Here is a 15,449-nt window from a genome sequence, read left to right as displayed (position 1 = left end):
TTGATGGTCATCCTGGCATGCCAACGCTGGGCCCCAGGGCTGTGGATAACGCTCTGCATATCCACAGGTGTCGATTGTGAACAAAGCGGGTCCAGCGCACAAGCCAAAATCTTATCCAACTTTTACAGTGGCAGGGTACAGGATCGTTAACCGCTTTATAAAACGCGTAAACCTCTGTTTATATGGTTAAAAAGTGACTTATCCACAGAAAATGCCCTGTGTTAACTACTACTACTATCCTTGTATATATCCTTTTGACTGTAAACCTGTTCACGCTGTTCACGCAAAAAAGCAAGGGCAAGGTCCTGCCTGCAAAATCAAAAAAAAGGAAGCGGTCAAAAGTAGGCGTCAGGCAACAGCCAAGTTCCTGCAAGACCGGTTTTGGCAGTAAAAACGGCGACCTGTGGATAACGTTCTGCATATCCACAGGTACCGATTGTGCACAAAGTCATCTTTGTACACAGCCGCAAAATTTGTCCAGAATTGGCAACATGCCAGTACAGAGTCGTTAACCGCTTTATAAAGCGGCCAAGACCATGATTTTGCTCAAAAAAAGAGGCTTATCCACAGAAAATGCCTTGCGTTAACTACTACTACTATCCTTGTATATATCCTTGTGGTTGTAAACCAATGACAGCGGTTTTCAAAAAAAATTTGCCCGCAAACGCCAACGGCAAGTGCCCGACGTAAATGCCTGTCGGCAGTCCAACTGTGGACAAGCACTTGGATATCCACAGCACGAGATGTGCAAAACAGGCTGTTTTACAAAACCGCTCTGACTTGTCCCATAATCCTCCTGCCGGAATACCGCCTTTTTGCAGTGACTTTTAACGTCGTCAAGTGCTTGATCTTGTGGATAAAATCGGGCTTATCCACAAAAAAATCGACGTTTACTACTACTATCAAAATATATATATACAAGTTAACTTAAAACAGTAAACAGAGAAGAACGGGGAAAAACATGCGGCTTGGGATCATCAGTGCTTTGCACGAAGAACAGCATGGACTCGTGGAAGCCATGCAAGGGGCCGCCACGGCGTTGCATGGCGGCAGGGTCTACACCCTTGGGAAACTATGGGGAATCGACGCTGTGTGCGTTCTGTCGCGTATAGGCAAGGTTGCTGGCGCAGTGACAGCAACCTTGCTTGTGGAGAAGTTCGGAGTTACCCACATCCTGTTCACGGGCGTGGCTGGCGCTGGCGACCGCAGCATCGCCGTGGGCGACATCGTGGTGGCCGATGCCCTGGTTCAGCACGACATGGACGCCAGTCCTTTGTTTCCGCGCTTTCAAGTGCCTCTCACTGGCCTAGCGCACTTTCCGAGCGACCACACGATGTCGATGCAGCTGCTGGCAGCGGCGCACGGTTTCCTGGAACACGATTTGGCAGATGTGATCGACGCAGAGCAACGGGCGACATTCGGATTGCAGCAGCCACGCGTGCACCGTGGCTTGATTGCCAGCGGAGATCAGTTCATGAATGAAATAAATGCGATCGACGCACTGAATGCGGCCTTGCCCGGCCTGGTCGCGGTGGAGATGGAAGGCGCCGCAGTGGCGCAGGTGTGTTACGAGTTGGGCATTCCATGCGCGGTGATACGCACAATTTCGGACAATGCCAATGAAGAAGCGGCGACCGATTTCCTGGCGTTTGTCAGTGCGGTCGCCTCAAAGTATGCGTTTTACATTGTACGGCGCTACTGCGAGGGGGGCATGGAGAGCCGCTGAGGCGCCCTGGAGCGCCTCAAACGGGTTTTACAGTGCGAGGGTCATCAGGCTGGCGTTACCGCCTGCAGCGGTCGTATTCACGCATAGCGCGCGTTCGGCCACCAGGCGCCACAAGGGAATGGCCGTGTGGGCATCGGTGTCGAGCATGCCGACGATTGCGCCCGGGCGTGCTGCCAGGTTGGTTTGCAACAAGGCAGCGGCGCCACGGTCGACCAGGGCCAGCTGGAACTGGCATTGCGCCATGTCGTCCGCCACCGGCTGGATCTGGTCACGCAGGCCGGCCGGGTAGTCGGCTGGCAACAGGCTTATCGACGAAGTCGGCAACAGCGCGATATTACCGGTGGCCAGTGTCGCTGCCAGTTGATTGAGCAAGGCATCGATGCTGGTGGCGGCACACAGAACGGCGCCGCGCGGTACAAACGCCAGCGTATTGCGCTCGCCCGTTGGGCCGGGCAATGCCATGCTGACACCGGTCAAGGTGCTGCACATATAGCCTTCGCCCAGCGCCACCAGTTGCGTGTGGCCGTGGGTGCGGGCCCAGACCAGCAGCTCGTCCAGGTTGGGCAAGGGCTTGCGTTGATGTGGCACCAGTGCCGGTGCTGCCTGTTGCAGGCGTTTGACGTACAAGGGACCACCGGCTTTCGGTCCGGTACCCGATTTGCCCTCGCCGCCGAACGGTTGCACGCCGACGACCGCGCCGACGATATTGCGGTTCACGTAGATATTGCCGACGTGGGCACGGGCCGTGATGAAATCGATGGTTTCATCGATGCGCGAGTGGATGCCCAGGGTCAAACCGTAGCCGCTGGCATTGATGGAATGGACCAGCGCACCCAAATCGGCGCGGGCATAGCGCACGATGTGCAGCACGGGGCCGAACACTTCGTGGGTCAATTCGTCGAGCGAGCCAATTTCCAGCACGGTCGGTGCGATGAAGGTGCCCTGCTGCATCAGCTCGGGCGACAGGGCCAGATCGAAATGTTGTTTGGCCAGCGGCTTCATGCGGTCGATATGCGCCTGCAAATTGCGCTGTGCTTCGGCATCGATGACAGGACCGATATCGATCGCCAGTCGGTCCGGGCTACCGACGCGCAACTCCTGCAGTGCACCCTTGAGCATCCGAATGGTTTTGTCCGCAATATCTTGTTGCAGGAACAGCACGCGGAGTGCCGAGCAGCGCTGGCCGGCCGAGTCGAATGCCGAACTGAGCACGTCTTGCACCACTTGCTCGGGCAAGGCGGACGAATCGACGATCAGCGCGTTCTGGCCACCGGTTTCGGCGATCAGGGCAATATCGACGCCTTCGCGCAGCGCGCGCGCCGCCAGGGTACGGTTGATCAATTGCGCCACTTCGGTCGAGCCCGTAAAGATCACCCCTTTTACGCGCACATCTGCAGTCAGCGCGGCGCCGACCACTTCGCCGCGCCCAGGCAACAATTGCAGAGCCGAACGGGGAATGCCCGCGGCATAAAACAGCTCGACCGCACGGTGCGCAATCAAGGGCGTCTGTTCGGCCGGTTTCGCCAACACCACATTGCCGGCAGCCAGCGCCGCGGCAACTTGTCCCGTAAAAATCGCCAGCGGAAAATTCCACGGGCTGATGCAGGCCACCGGACCAAGGGCTTTGATACCGCTGCTGCCCTGCACCTGCGCGGCGTAATAGCGCAGGAAATCGACGGCTTCGCGGATCTCGGCGATGGCATTCGGCAAGGATTTACCCGCTTCACGCACGGCCAGCGCCATCAGTTCGGCACGGTGTTCTTCATACAGATCGGCCACCCGGTCCAGCATGGCAGCGCGCACGGTGGCCGGGGTCGCTTCCCAACCGGCAAATCCTTGTTCGGCCGCCAGCAGGGCCGTCTGCACATCGGCGGCGACCGCTTCGCAAACCTGGCCGACGATATCCGCGTGCATGGCAGGATTGCGGATGGCGATGGTTTCGACTGCCATCAGAGGGCCTTCGATCAGCGGCGCGGCGCTGTAATGGCGCGGCACGCTGAGTGCGGCGCTGGTGGCGCGCAGCACATCTTCATTGCTCAGATCAATGCCGGCCGAATTTTTTCGCTCGGCACCAAACAAGTCCAGCGGCAGTGCAATGCCGGCGTGCGGCTGGCCGCCCAGGGCGCGCGCGGCGTCGAACGGATCGGCCACCAGTTGCGCGATCGGGACTGCTTCGTCGACGATCTGGTTGACGAACGACGAATTGGCGCCGTTTTCCAGCAAGCGTCGCACCAGATACGCCAGCAGCGTTTCGTGCGAGCCGACCGGCGCGTAAATGCGGCACGGCTTGTTCAGTTTATCGGCGCCGACCACCTGGTCATACAGCGTCTCGCCCATGCCGTGCAGGCACTGGAACTCGTAGTTGTCGATGCCGTCCTGCTTGGCCCAGCTGTAAATGACGGCCAGGGTGTGCGCATTGTGCGTGGCGAATTGTGGATAGATATTCCCGGCGGCGTTCAACAATTTGCGCGCGCACGTGAGATAGGACACGTCCGTATAAACCTTGCGGGTATAGACCGGGAAGCCGGGCATGCCGTCCACCTGGGCGCGCTTGATTTCGGCGTCCCAATAGGCGCCCTTGACCAGGCGCACCATGAATTTACGGTTGCTGCGCGCGGCCAGGTCGACCACGTAGTCGATGACGAACGGGCAGCGTTTCTGGTAGGCCTGCACCACCAGGCCGATCCCTTCGAATCCGTCCAGCGATGGATCGAAGGCCAACGCCTCCAATAAATCGAGGGAAATTTCCAGGCGGTCCGCTTCTTCCGCATCGATATTGATGCCGATGTTGTACTGTTTCGCCAGCAAGACCAGGCTGTGCACGCGCGGCAGCAGTTCGGCCATCACGCGCGCATGCTGGGCGCGGCTGTAGCGCGGGTGCAAGGCCGATAATTTGATGGAAATGCCCGGGCCGTCCTTGATGCCACGGCCATTCGATGCCTTGCCGATCGCATGGATGGCTTGTTCATAGGAGGCGTAGTAACTTTTGGCATCGGCTTCCGTGAGCGCCGCTTCGCCCAGCATGTCGTAAGAGTAACGGTAGCCGCGCGTTTCGTTTTCGCGGCTGTTTTTCAACGCTTCAGCGATGGTCTGGCCGGTGACGAACTGGTTGCCCAGCATGCGCATGGCCAGGTCGACGCCTTTGCGGATCAGCGGCTCGCCGCCCTTGCCGATCAAACGCGTCATGGCGGCGCCGAGGCCGTTTTCGCTGCTGGTCGACACCAGTTTCCCGGTAATCAAGAGACCCCAGGTGGCGGCGTTGACGAACAGGGACGGCGATTCGCCGATGTGTTTGCGCCAGTCGCCTTTGCTGATTTTGTCGGCGATCAGGCGGTCGGCCGTGGCACTGTCGGGAATCCGCAACAGCGCTTCGGCCAGGCACATCAGCGCCACGCCTTCGTCGGACGAGAGGGAAAATTCATGCATCAGCGCATCGACACCGGACGAACGGGTGCGTTTTTCGCGCACCGCCGCGACCAGGGTGTGGGCCAGCGCCTGCGCATCCGGCGTCGACGTGTTGCCTTGTGCCAGCAACCAGCCGACCGCCTCACTCTCACCGCGCCGGTAAGCTGCCGTGATCGCTGCGCGCAAGGGCGTGGGCGCGGCATTGACTTCGGCCTGAAGAGCGTCGAACGGGACAAAAACGGTGGCCGGATTGGCGTCTATGTGCATGGGGAACTCTAATCAAAAAATGTGGAAAAAAAGGGATCCGGACGGCTGGCGTGGCGGAAAAAGATGATTTGATTGTAGTAGGAAATCTTCTGGATTTATTCTGGTAATGCAGAAGGCTAGCCATACATAGTTTTTGATGAGACAATTTCACCAAATAATATTAATCGACCCCTAGGAGCGAATGGCATGCTGGACAAGATAAGCAAGAAGATACTTGCTGAGTTGCAAAGTGACGGGCGCATCAGCAATGTCGAACTGGCGGCACGGGTGAATCTGTCGCCGGCCGCCTGCCTGGAGCGTGTGCGCAAGTTGCACGAATCCGGCTATATCATGGGCTACACAGCGCAACTGAATCCCCAACTACTCGATGTGTCCTTGCTAGTATTCATCGAAGTGGTGCTGGACCGCACCACGCCGGAAGTGTTCGACGCCTTTAAACAAAGCGTGCAGACGATCCCGGAAGTGCTCGAATGCCACATGGTGGCGGGCGGTTTCGACTATCTGGTCAAGGCGCGCGTCAAGGATATGGCGGCGTATCGCGAATTTTTAGGCAAAACATTGCTGCAGAAAGGGGTGCGCGAGACGCACACCTATGCGGTGATGGAAGAAGTCAAAAATACGACCAAGCTGCCAATCAAGTGATTACCTTGGTACCGGCCCCGGGCTGTCGTACAGCGAGGTTGCCTCGGTCGCCTGCCGGGTAATCCCCGGCAAAGCCGCCGATGAGGTCTGCTCGAGATTGCCGCGCAACCAACGGTGGGCCGGGCTGCGGCCATCGCGCTCATGCCACAGCATGTCCAGGTGGACCGCCGGCAAGGTAATCGGCAATTCGCGCCACACCAGCAAATCGGCCATGCCGGTCGAGGCGATCAAGTGTTTTGGCAGCACGGTGATCAAATCTGAATTGGCCACCACGCGCCCTGCCGTGAAAAATTGATTCACGGTCAACAAGATGCGTCGTTCGCGGCCGATTTGCGCCAGCGCTTCATCGACCAGACCATGCGCACGACCCGAAAAACTGACCAATAAATGGTTCGCTTTGCAGTAATTGTCGAGGTTTAGCTTGACCTTGGCGAGCGGGTGCTCCTTGCGCATCACGCACACATACTGGCCCGAATACAGGCGCTCGTGGCGGATCGGGGAGCTGGTGTCGCTCGACAATTGCGCGGCCACGCCAGGGAAAAAGCCGACGGCCAGGTCGATATCCCCGCGCAACAGCATCGGGCGCGGCTCACGCGTGGTCAAGGGCACCATGCGGATATTCACGCCAGGTGCTTCACTTTCGATGGCGCGCATCAGGGACGGCAGCCAGTAAGCTGCCATCGCGTCGGCCATGGCCATACGGAATGTGGCCTGGGCTTTTGAAACGTCGAACGTTTCCGGCATGACCGCCGCTTCCAGGGCCGCCAGCGACTGGCGCACGGCCGGCCACAAGGCTTCGGCGCGCGGCGTCGGTTTCACACCATAGGCGGTGCGAATCAGGAGTTCGTCTCCCAGGCTTTCGCGCAGGCGTTTAATGGCATTCGAGACAGCTGGCTGGGTCATCGCCAGGTGACCGGCGGCGCGGGTGAGGTTTTGTTCGGTCATGACTGCGTCGAACACGCGCAGCAGGTTCAGGTCCAGCGTCAGGAAGCTCATGGATAAGAAGGCCAGTGGCGAGGAGTGATGGATGCGTCAAGTGTACCGCAATTCATTCACAACGATGATAAGGGCTATCAGAAAACGGAATTGGATGTATATGTTGCGTTGCACTATAGTTTGCCCTGCTAACATTTACCTTTGGAAACACCGTGTCGCTTACCGCCAACCTGTATCACGTTGCCAACACTTATATTGCCGCCGCGCCCCTCGCGGACGTGGCGCGCAGCGTGTTCAATGTGGCAGCGCTCGGTGGCTTGATCGTGTTTTTCCGTCCCCTGCTGACTGGCATCGGCCGTGCACTGGTGTTGACGGTGCGCCCGCGCAAGACGCGCGCGCAACGGCTTGCGCGGCGTCAGCAGCAGGACACGGCGGCGCTGTAACGCCGCCGCCGTATTTCCTTATTTGGTTCCCAGCAAGGCCGGCTTGAGCGAGCGGTCGGCCGGGTGCTCACCCAGCCAGATACGCAGCAGGGCGTTATAAAACGCCACATCCGGCACCGTCTCTCCCACTTTTTTACCGTTCAGTTCGCATTGGGTACCCACGCCCGGGATCCAGTCGATCTGCATCACGTCGCCTTTTTTCAGGCCCGGTACCGAGGCGAACATCTGACCGAATTTGGCGACCTGCGGTGCCAGAGTGTTGCGCTCGGCCACACTGGTGTTTTCCTTCAAACCTTCCATGAAGGCATCGCCGAAACTGTCCGAGCTGAGGTCGCGTGCCATGATCAACTTCATGCGGCGCGGACCCTCCAGCGTGACGATGTCCGCCATCGTGGTTTTTTTATCGGTCAGGTACAGACCCGCTGCATACACTTTGATGATGACCTTGGTGCGCATGCCCGCGCCGTTGAGCTTGAGCTCTTTGCCCGCCACGCTGCTGGTATCGTCGAATTTGTAGCCGTTGACGTCGACAGCGGCGGCTGCCGGCAACGCAATGGCAGCCGTCAATAAAGTGGTAGTCAAGAGGCTGCGCAAGCCGATTTTTTTGTGTGCGATCATGGTGTCTCCTAGATGGGAAGCACGATTATCCTGCTATTTCTGGTCGCACATAAAAGAATTTCAAAAAGGCATGGTTGGGCTAATCCTTCTCGGGCGCTTCCGCCTCGTTTTCGATCACTGCCAGCACGGCCTGGGCATCGGTCGGCTGCGCCATGTCGCTTGCTTCCTGGTCGGTCGCGGACGGCATGCCGGGCATGTCGCGCCGCAGCGCGTCGAGCATGGCGATAATCTTGCTGGTCTTTTCTTCGGTTAGCAGATTGACCTGCAAATCGAGGCGCGCATGGTGCTGGGCCAGCTTCTGCATACGGTTCTGGCGGATCAGCACGGTGGTGGAAATGATGAAGGCGTTGACGGCGATGATGCCCTGCAGCCAGAAGAACGGTGGTTCGTCCACCTCTTCATAACCCAGTTCGAGCGCCACCAGGTTGGCGACGATCCAGCCGATCATGAAGATGACGCTGGCCGCGACATAGCCCGGGCTGCCGAGGATCACGCTCATCTTCTCGATGATCGTCTGCGGCACAGACATATGCTCTTCATGGCGCTGGTAGAACGCGGTAATCGTGTCGATGTTTTCGCTGACGGACGGCGGCAGGTCGTCTTGCGGCGTTTTCTGGTTGGCGGGTGTTGTTGACATGCAGTCAAGCATAGCATGCTGATTACATCGATTCGCCCGCTGGCGCAGGCGTGCGCGCCTAGACTTTTGCGGCGGTCAGGATGGTGTATTTGGCCAGCAATTGTTCCGGCGTTTCGCGCCAGGCCGGATCGAACGGGATACAGGCGACCGGGCACACTTGCTGGCACTGCGGTTCATCGAAGTGGCCGACGCACTCGGTGCATTTATTCGGATCGATCTGGTAGTACTCGAGCCCCATCGAAATGGCTTCATTGGGGCATTCGGGTTCGCAGACATCACAATTGATGCAGTCGTCGGTGATCAGTAAAGCCATGGCGTTGTTTTATTCAGGCGGAAGGCGGCACCAGCGTGGCGATCTTGCTTTGCAGCCAGCGATCCACCGATGGAAACACGAATTTCGAGACGTCGCCACCAAGCATGGCGATTTCGCGCACGATGGTGCCCGAAATAAACTGGTACTGATCCGATGGCGTCAGGAACAGCGTTTCGACATCTGGCAACAGATAGCGGTTCATGCCCGCCATTTGAAATTCGTATTCGAAGTCGGAGACGGCGCGCAGGCCGCGCACGATCACGCGCGCATCGTGCTTGCGCACAAAATCCTTCAGCAGGCCGGAAAAGCTCTCGACGCGGACATTCGGATAGTGCCCCAGCACTTCGTTGGCGATTTCGAGGCGCTCTTCCAGCGAGAAAAAAGGTTTCTTGTTCTTGCTGTCGGCCACGCCGACGACCAGTGTCTCGAACAGGCCGGATGCGCGGCGCACCAGATCCTCGTGACCACGCGTAAGCGGATCAAACGTTCCTGGATATACGGCTACGACCATTACGACTCCTCGTGTTGATGCACCTAAATAGAACGCGCATTATGCCTGAATTCGTATCCGCTCCCCAGTGTGGGGAGGACACGCCCGATTCTTGTGCGAATTTTTCCAAATGTTGCGTGTCAGGCAGCCGGTGCGCGCAACTTAAGTAAATAATAAGACACGGTGCCGGCTTTGTCTGCCCGAATTGCTTCCCAAGGGAGCAGCCAGTCCGGCGTCTCCTGCGCATCATCCGGTGCAAACGGCAATGGCGCACCCGCTTCAGCGTACACCAGGCCGTCGACATTGAGCAGTTTTACGCACAGCGGCAAGGACTGGCTGAGCAGATTGTTCTGGTACGGTGGATCGAGAAAAATCAGATCGACCTTCTGGCCGCGCAGCACCATGTTCTGGGCGGTGGCCAGGGCATCGGCACGTAGCACGGTGACATTCACGGCGTTCAATTTTTCGCGCACCACGTCGAGCTGGCGCGCCACCGGGGTGTGGCTGTCGACCATCGTCACCAGGCGCGCGCCGCGGCTGGCCGCTTCGAAGCCGAGCGCGCCGCTGCCGGCGAACAGGTCGAGGCAATCGACCTGGTCCCAGTCGCGCTCGATCTGGTGGTTGATCCAGTTGAACACGGTTTCACGAACGCGGTCCGGGGTCGGGCGCAGGCCCAAGGCATCCAGCACAGGCAGCTGGGTGCGCTTCCAGGCGCCGCCGATGATGCGCACGCGTTGCGGCGGCGGCGGGCGGTGGACGGGGACTTTAGGTGGTTTGGCGGGCTTGGCTTTCATGGGCGGCATCATAACATGGTGGATTTGCCCTATTTCGCCGCCCTTCCCGTTCACTGCAATGGCTTACTTGACTTCGGCGGCGAGTTTGTTGAAATCGTCGATCCAGCCTTGCATGCGTTTCTGGGCATGGGCTTTCTGTTCCGGCGTGGCGATTTTAATGGCCGTCAGAATGTATTTCGAGGTGGCGTCGACATAGGTGTCGAAGAAGGCCTTGCGCTCGGGGGACTCGAAACGGTCCAGCACGTCGCGCATCAATACCGTGACTTCCTTCTGGGTCGCTTCCTTGCTCAATTTTTCCGCTTGCACCTTGCGCAGCATGGCGACGATTTTCTGTTGGCGGCGAATGCGTTCGGCCAGGAAAATTTCGCTGTCCATCGGACGGGCGTCCGAGGCCTTGCGCATGACCGCCTTCTGGTCGCGGCTGAAACTGCCGAACCACAGGTCGAGCTGCTCCAGCGATTTATCGAAGCGCACGCTCTGGCGCTTTTCCAGGTCGCCTCTCAGGAACTTTTTGCGGAAGTCTTCATTGCTCTTGTTGAACTTTTTTTCCATCTGGGCGATCTGGTCCGGTTTCACCGAGCGCGCCAGATCCGTCAGATCCGGCACCGCGCGCATGGCCAGCTGTTCCGTGTAGGTTTTGATGTCCTTGTAGTTGCCCAATAAATCGGCTTGTGTCATGTCCCCGGCCAGCTGGTGCTGGGCCTTGCTCATCAGGGCGCTGTATTGCTTCAGTTGGGTATTGCGGTGCCATTGAAACAGCTTGTCGATGTCTTTTTTGACCCAGGCGGACTGGTCGCCATCGAGGTCGACGTAGGCGTTCAACCACCAGTAGAGCAAGGTGTCGCCATGATCATAAGTAAATTTCACGCTGCTGCAACCGGAAATGACCGTCATCATGGCGATCAGACAGAGCATCGAGAGGCGCTGGATAAAGGTGTGGGGCGTGTTAGAATTTTTCATCTTTAATTCTTTCTATACGGCTTATGAATGTTGTGATCCTCGCCGCAGGCATGGGAAAACGGATGCAATCGGCGCTGCCGAAAGTCCTGCACCCGCTGGCTGGCAAACCGTTGTTGCAGCACGTGATAGACGCTGCGCGCAGCCTTGTACCTTCCAAATTATGCGTTATTTATGGACACGGCGGCGCAGCGGTGCCAGCCATGGTGGCTGGCCTGGCGGCAGAAGGACAGGCGCCGATCGCCACCGCCCTGCAAGAGCCGCAGCTGGGCACGGGCCATGCCGTTATGCAGGCGCTGCCGCAACTGGACGACGCACAGCCGACATTGATCCTGTACGGCGACGTGCCGCTGACGACCGTCGCGTCGCTGCGCGCCCTGGTCGACGCTGCCGGTAGCGACAAGCTGGGCATTCTGACGGTCGAGCAAAGCAATCCCTTCGGGCTGGGCCGCATCGTGCGCGAAGGCGGCAAAATTGTGCGCATCGTCGAAGAGAAAGATGCCAGCGCCGCCGAAAAAGCCATTCATGAAATTAACAGCGGCATCCTGGTGGTGCCGACCGTCCACCTGAAAAAGTGGCTCGCTTCGCTGTCGAACAACAATGCCCAAGGCGAATATTATCTGACCGATATCGTCGCCAAGGCCGTGGCCGACGGCGTGCAAGTCGTCTCGGCGCACCCGTCGGCCGAATGGGAAGTGGCCGGCGTGAACAGCAAGGTGCAACTGGCGGAACTGGAGCGTCGCCACCAGCTGAACATTGCCCAGCGCTTGCTGGAGCAAGGTGTGACCTTGATGGATCCTGCGCGCATCGATGTGCGTGGAGAACTTATTTGCGGGCGCGATGTCACGATTGACGTCGGCTGCGTCTTTGAAGGCCGCGTGGAACTGGCCGATGGCGTTACGCTGGGGCCGCACAGCGTCCTGATCAACGCGCGCATCGGCGCCGGCGCCCTGATCAAACCGTTTTGCCATATTGAAGACGCGGTCGTGGGTGCCGCCTCGCAGATCGGTCCGTACGCGCGCCTGCGCCCGGGCACGACCTTGGCCGAAGATGTCCACATCGGCAATTTCGTTGAAATCAAGAACAGCCAGGTGGCCGCGCACAGCAAGGCGAATCACCTGGCCTATGTCGGCGACGCCACCATCGGTTCACGCGTCAATATTGGCGCCGGCACCATTACCTGCAATTACGATGGCGCCAACAAGTTCCGCACCGTCATCGAGGACGATGCCTTTATTGGCAGCGACAGCCAGCTGATCGCCCCGGTCACGGTGGGCAAGGGCGCGACGCTTGGCGCCGGCACCACGTTGTCGAAAGATGCGCCGGCCGGCAAGCTGACCATTTCGCGTGCGAAGCAGATCACCATTGAAAACTGGACGCGGCCGGTGAAGGTCAAAAAGTAATCACACTGCGATACGGGTCTCGAATTTGCTTCGGAACGTCGAAAAATACGCCTTCACGTTGCGCACATTGGCGTGCGACGTGAAGAGCCGGTGTGCCAGTGCGTTGTACGCTGGCATGTCGGCGATCTGCACCACCAGCACGAAATCCGGCCCCGGCGCCACCCGGTAGCACTGCATCACCGCCGCCTCCCCGGCGACCAGCAACTCGAACGCATCCATCCGCTCGACCGCCTGCACATCCAGCGAAATTTCGACGATGGCAGTCAGGCGCGCGCCAATTTTCTCTGGCGCAACGATCACGACTTGGCGCGCGATGACCCCTGTTTCCGTGAGGTGCTTGACCCGACGCAGGCAAGTCGGCGCCGACACATGGACCAGTACCGCCAGTTCGGTGTTGTTATGCGACGCATCAACCTGCAAGGTGTTGAGAATGCGACGATCTAAATCGTCCAAATCATGTTCTGGAGCACTCATCTTTGAAATATATCGTTGTTTTGTTCTGATAATTGAAATTATATTTCATGCCTAATGGTCCATGAAATTATCTATCAAAAACCATCACAATGAGAAAGCTTATTTCAATATGTTTGCTCTAGGATACGTCTATTGCAATTTAACTTGAGCGAGGTTTTCCATGTGCGGTATCGTCGGAGCAGTAGCGCAACGCAACATTACCCCCATCCTGATCGAGGGCCTGAAGCGTCTTGAATACCGCGGTTACGATTCCTGCGGCATCGCACTGCACGTGAACGGCAAGCTGGCCCGTTCGCGCAGCACCTCGCGCGTGACCGACCTCGAAGAGCAAATGAGAATTGCCCATATGGAAGGGTTTACTGGCATCGCGCACACGCGCTGGGCCACCCACGGCGCCCCGGTGTCGCACAACGCCCACCCGCATTTTTCTCCTTCTGAAGAGAATGCCCGCATCGCGCTGGTCCACAACGGCATTATTGAAAACCACGACGAACTGCGCGCCGAACTGACCGCACTTGGTTACGTGTTCCAGAGCCAGACCGACACCGAAGTCATCGCCCACCTGGTCGACCATATGTACACCGGCGACCTGTTCGACACCGTCCAGCTGGCCGTCAAGCGCCTGCACGGCGCCTACGCCATTGCCGTGTTCAGCCGTGAAGAGCCGCATCGTGTCGTGGCCGCCCGCCAGGGTTCGCCATTGATCGTCGGCGTGGGCAACGGCGAGAATTTTGTGGCGTCGGACGCCATGGCGCTGGCCGGTACCACCGACCAGATCATCTACCTGGAAGAAGGCGACGTCGTCGACCTGCAACTGGCAAGATACTGGATCGTCGACAGCAACGGCCGCCCGGTTACGCGTGAAGTGAAAACCGTGCATGCCCACACCGGTGCCGCCGAACTGGGCCCGTACCGCCACTACATGCAGAAAGAAATTTTCGAGCAGCCGCGCGTCATCGGCGACACGCTCGAGGGCGTGGCCGGCATCACGCCGGAACTATTCGGCGACAGCGCCTATAAAGTGTTCAAAAAAATCGACCGCGTGCTGATCCTGGCCTGCGGTACCAGCTATTACGCCGGCCTCACCGCCAAATACTGGATCGAGTCGGTGGCAAAAGTGCCGGTGTCGGTCGAAATCGCCAGCGAATACCGTTACCGCGACAGCGTCCCGCACCCGGACACCCTGGTCGTGACGATTTCCCAGAGCGGCGAAACGGCCGACACGCTGGCCGCCTTGAAACACGCGCGCAGCCTGGGCATGCAGCACACGCTGACAATCTGCAACGTCTCCACCAGCGCCATGGTGCGCGAATGCGAACTGGCCTACATCACCCGCGCCGGCGTTGAAGTCGGCGTGGCCTCCACCAAGGCGTTCACCACCCAGCTGTGCGCGCTGTTCCTGCTGACCCTGACGCTGGCGCAAGTGAACGGGCGCCTGTCGGACGCCGACGAAGCGACGTATTTGAAGCAGATGCGCCACTTGCCGGTTGCGTTGTCCGCCGTGCTGGCGCTGGAGCCGCAGATCATCGCCTGGGCCGAAGATTTCGCGCGCAAGGAAAACGCCCTGTTCCTGGGCCGCGGCCTGCACTACCCGATCGCCCTGGAAGGCGCTCTGAAACTGAAAGAGATTTCGTACATCCACGCCGAAGCGTATCCGGCCGGCGAACTGAAACACGGCCCGCTGGCGCTGGTCACCGAAGAAATGCCAGTGGTCACCATTGCCCCGAACGATGCGCTGCTGGAAAAACTGAAGTCGAACATGCAGGAAGTACGCGCCCGCGGCGGCCAGCTGTACGTGTTTGCCGACGTCGACTCGCGCATCACTTCCGGCGACGGGGTGCACGTGATCCGCTTGCCGGAACATTACGGTTTGCTGTCACCGATTTTGCACGTGGCGGCGCTGCAATTGCTGGCGTATCACACGGCGCTGGCGCGCGGCACCGACGTTGACAAGCCACGCAACCTGGCCAAGTCGGTCACGGTCGAGTAAGCCCGTTTTTGCAAAACTGATTGGGGTAGCACCGGCCTTCAGACCATGACTTGAGGGGGAAGCTGCGGATGAAGAAGCAGGTGCGCCGCTGGTGGCCCCAAGTAGCGATTTCTCCAGGACAGAAGCCTCGATCACTGCTGTTCGGTAAAACGCGATTCTGACCGATGGCAGCCTCGTCGGTGCGCCCGAGGTGAGCGCTTCGCTGTTGTGCTCTGCCAACATGATCGGCACAATCGATTCAAGTGCGACGCTGGTATTACGTACAGTGCGGACCTCGAGCATGGCAGCCTTCTTTAAATGCATGTACGGGAAAATGTCGATTTTCGGGAACATCTCTCCTACCTTCGAGATACC

14 protein-coding genes are annotated in these 15,449 nt (G+C 58.7%); 5 read left to right on the top strand and 9 right to left on the bottom strand.

The features are described from left to right. Positions 1-961 precede the first annotated feature (961 nt). Positions 962-1,726: a 5'-methylthioadenosine/adenosylhomocysteine nucleosidase gene (locus tag V6M87_RS07045; RefSeq protein ID WP_332875889.1), complete on the top strand. Its 765-nt coding sequence runs from the start codon at positions 962-964 to the stop codon at positions 1,724-1,726. A gap of 27 nt (positions 1,727-1,753) precedes the next feature. On the opposite strand, the gene putA is transcribed toward V6M87_RS07045, so the two are convergent. Beyond that, positions 1,754-5,398, bottom strand: coding sequence for a trifunctional transcriptional regulator/proline dehydrogenase/L-glutamate gamma-semialdehyde dehydrogenase (gene putA, locus V6M87_RS07040; protein ID WP_332875888.1), 3,645 nt, complete (start codon positions 5,396-5,398; stop codon positions 1,754-1,756). Positions 5,399-5,584: 186 nt separating this feature from the next. On the opposite strand from putA, the gene V6M87_RS07035 reads away from it, so the two are divergent. Then, positions 5,585-6,040, top strand: a complete 456-nt coding sequence (locus V6M87_RS07035; protein ID WP_332875887.1) for an Lrp/AsnC ligand binding domain-containing protein — start codon at positions 5,585-5,587, stop codon at positions 6,038-6,040. Here the strand turns inward: V6M87_RS07035 and V6M87_RS07030 are convergent, their stop codons facing one another. After that, on the bottom strand, positions 6,041-7,036 hold the full coding sequence (locus V6M87_RS07030; protein ID WP_332875886.1) for a LysR family transcriptional regulator: 996 nt from the start codon (positions 7,034-7,036) through the stop codon (positions 6,041-6,043). It abuts the gene before it with no gap. 152 nt (positions 7,037-7,188) lie between these two features. On the opposite strand from V6M87_RS07030, the gene V6M87_RS07025 reads away from it, so the two are divergent. Beyond that, positions 7,189-7,419, top strand: a complete 231-nt coding sequence (locus tag V6M87_RS07025) for a hypothetical protein (RefSeq protein ID WP_332875885.1) — start codon at positions 7,189-7,191, stop codon at positions 7,417-7,419. Positions 7,420-7,437: 18 nt separating this feature from the next. Here the strand turns inward: V6M87_RS07025 and V6M87_RS07020 are convergent, their stop codons facing one another. The 6 genes from V6M87_RS07020 to V6M87_RS06995 form a co-directional block, all read right to left on the bottom strand. Then, positions 7,438-8,037, bottom strand: coding sequence for a chalcone isomerase family protein (locus tag V6M87_RS07020; RefSeq protein ID WP_332875884.1), 600 nt, complete (start codon positions 8,035-8,037; stop codon positions 7,438-7,440). A 79-nt stretch (positions 8,038-8,116) separates the two neighbouring features. Next, a complete protein-coding gene (locus V6M87_RS07015; protein ID WP_332875883.1) occupies positions 8,117-8,674 on the bottom strand; it encodes a DUF1003 domain-containing protein in 558 nt (185 codons plus the stop codon). 58 nt (positions 8,675-8,732) lie between these two features. Further along, positions 8,733-8,987 (bottom strand): YfhL family 4Fe-4S dicluster ferredoxin, encoded by a 255-nt coding sequence (locus V6M87_RS07010; protein ID WP_332875882.1) that lies wholly within the window; start codon positions 8,985-8,987, stop codon positions 8,733-8,735. Between the two features lie 13 nt (positions 8,988-9,000). Next, positions 9,001-9,498, bottom strand: a complete 498-nt coding sequence (coaD, locus tag V6M87_RS07005) for a pantetheine-phosphate adenylyltransferase (RefSeq protein ID WP_332875881.1) — start codon at positions 9,496-9,498, stop codon at positions 9,001-9,003. 119 nt (positions 9,499-9,617) lie between these two features. Next, positions 9,618-10,271, bottom strand: coding sequence for a 16S rRNA (guanine(966)-N(2))-methyltransferase RsmD (gene rsmD / locus V6M87_RS07000; protein ID WP_332875880.1), 654 nt, complete (start codon positions 10,269-10,271; stop codon positions 9,618-9,620). Between the two features lie 63 nt (positions 10,272-10,334). Then, entirely contained in the window at positions 10,335-11,231 is an 897-nt protein-coding gene (locus V6M87_RS06995) for a DUF6279 family lipoprotein (protein WP_332875879.1), read from the bottom strand. Between the two features lie 23 nt (positions 11,232-11,254). Here V6M87_RS06995 and glmU point away from each other — a divergent pair, with 23 nt between their 5' ends. After that, positions 11,255-12,631, top strand: a complete 1,377-nt coding sequence (gene glmU, locus V6M87_RS06990; RefSeq protein ID WP_332875878.1) for a bifunctional UDP-N-acetylglucosamine diphosphorylase/glucosamine-1-phosphate N-acetyltransferase GlmU — start codon at positions 11,255-11,257, stop codon at positions 12,629-12,631. On the opposite strand, the gene V6M87_RS06985 is transcribed toward glmU, so the two are convergent. Further along, entirely contained in the window at positions 12,632-13,105 is a 474-nt protein-coding gene (locus V6M87_RS06985; RefSeq protein WP_332875877.1) for an Lrp/AsnC family transcriptional regulator, read from the bottom strand. 160 nt (positions 13,106-13,265) lie between these two features. Between V6M87_RS06985 and glmS the strand changes: the two genes are divergently transcribed. Then, a complete protein-coding gene (gene glmS / locus V6M87_RS06980) occupies positions 13,266-15,095 on the top strand; it encodes a glutamine--fructose-6-phosphate transaminase (isomerizing) (protein WP_332875876.1) in 1,830 nt (609 codons plus the stop codon). The last annotated feature ends 354 nt before the right edge of the window (positions 15,096-15,449 follow it).

The organism is Massilia sp. S19_KUP03_FR1 (assembly GCF_036688685.1).
In the GTDB taxonomy this organism is placed as follows: domain Bacteria; phylum Pseudomonadota; class Gammaproteobacteria; order Burkholderiales; family Burkholderiaceae_D; genus JALYUM01.
This window is presented reverse-complemented; position numbering and strand designations above follow the sequence as displayed.

Excerpts from the sequence above, each read along its gene's own strand:
- V6M87_RS06985 (WP_332875877.1), bottom strand. The coding sequence starts at position 13,105 with ATGAGTGCTCCAGAACATGATTTGGACGATTTAGATCGTCGCATTCTC.
- V6M87_RS07015 (WP_332875883.1), bottom strand. The coding sequence starts at position 8,674 with ATGTCAACAACACCCGCCAACCAGAAAACGCCGCAAGACGACCTGCCG.
- putA (WP_332875888.1), bottom strand. The coding sequence starts at position 5,398 with ATGCACATAGACGCCAATCCGGCCACCGTTTTTGTCCCGTTCGACGCT.
- glmU (WP_332875878.1), top strand. The coding sequence starts at position 11,255 with ATGAATGTTGTGATCCTCGCCGCAGGCATGGGAAAACGGATGCAATCG.
- coaD (WP_332875881.1), bottom strand. The coding sequence starts at position 9,498 with ATGGTCGTAGCCGTATATCCAGGAACGTTTGATCCGCTTACGCGTGGT.
- rsmD (WP_332875880.1), bottom strand. The coding sequence starts at position 10,271 with ATGAAAGCCAAGCCCGCCAAACCACCTAAAGTCCCCGTCCACCGCCCG.
- V6M87_RS07020 (WP_332875884.1), bottom strand. The coding sequence starts at position 8,037 with ATGATCGCACACAAAAAAATCGGCTTGCGCAGCCTCTTGACTACCACT.
- V6M87_RS07010 (WP_332875882.1), bottom strand. The coding sequence starts at position 8,987 with ATGGCTTTACTGATCACCGACGACTGCATCAATTGTGATGTCTGCGAA.
- V6M87_RS07030 (WP_332875886.1), bottom strand. The coding sequence starts at position 7,036 with ATGAGCTTCCTGACGCTGGACCTGAACCTGCTGCGCGTGTTCGACGCA.
- V6M87_RS07035 (WP_332875887.1), top strand. The coding sequence starts at position 5,585 with ATGCTGGACAAGATAAGCAAGAAGATACTTGCTGAGTTGCAAAGTGAC.
- V6M87_RS07045 (WP_332875889.1), top strand. The coding sequence starts at position 962 with ATGCGGCTTGGGATCATCAGTGCTTTGCACGAAGAACAGCATGGACTC.
- glmS (WP_332875876.1), top strand. The coding sequence starts at position 13,266 with ATGTGCGGTATCGTCGGAGCAGTAGCGCAACGCAACATTACCCCCATC.
- V6M87_RS06995 (WP_332875879.1), bottom strand. The coding sequence starts at position 11,231 with ATGAAAAATTCTAACACGCCCCACACCTTTATCCAGCGCCTCTCGATG.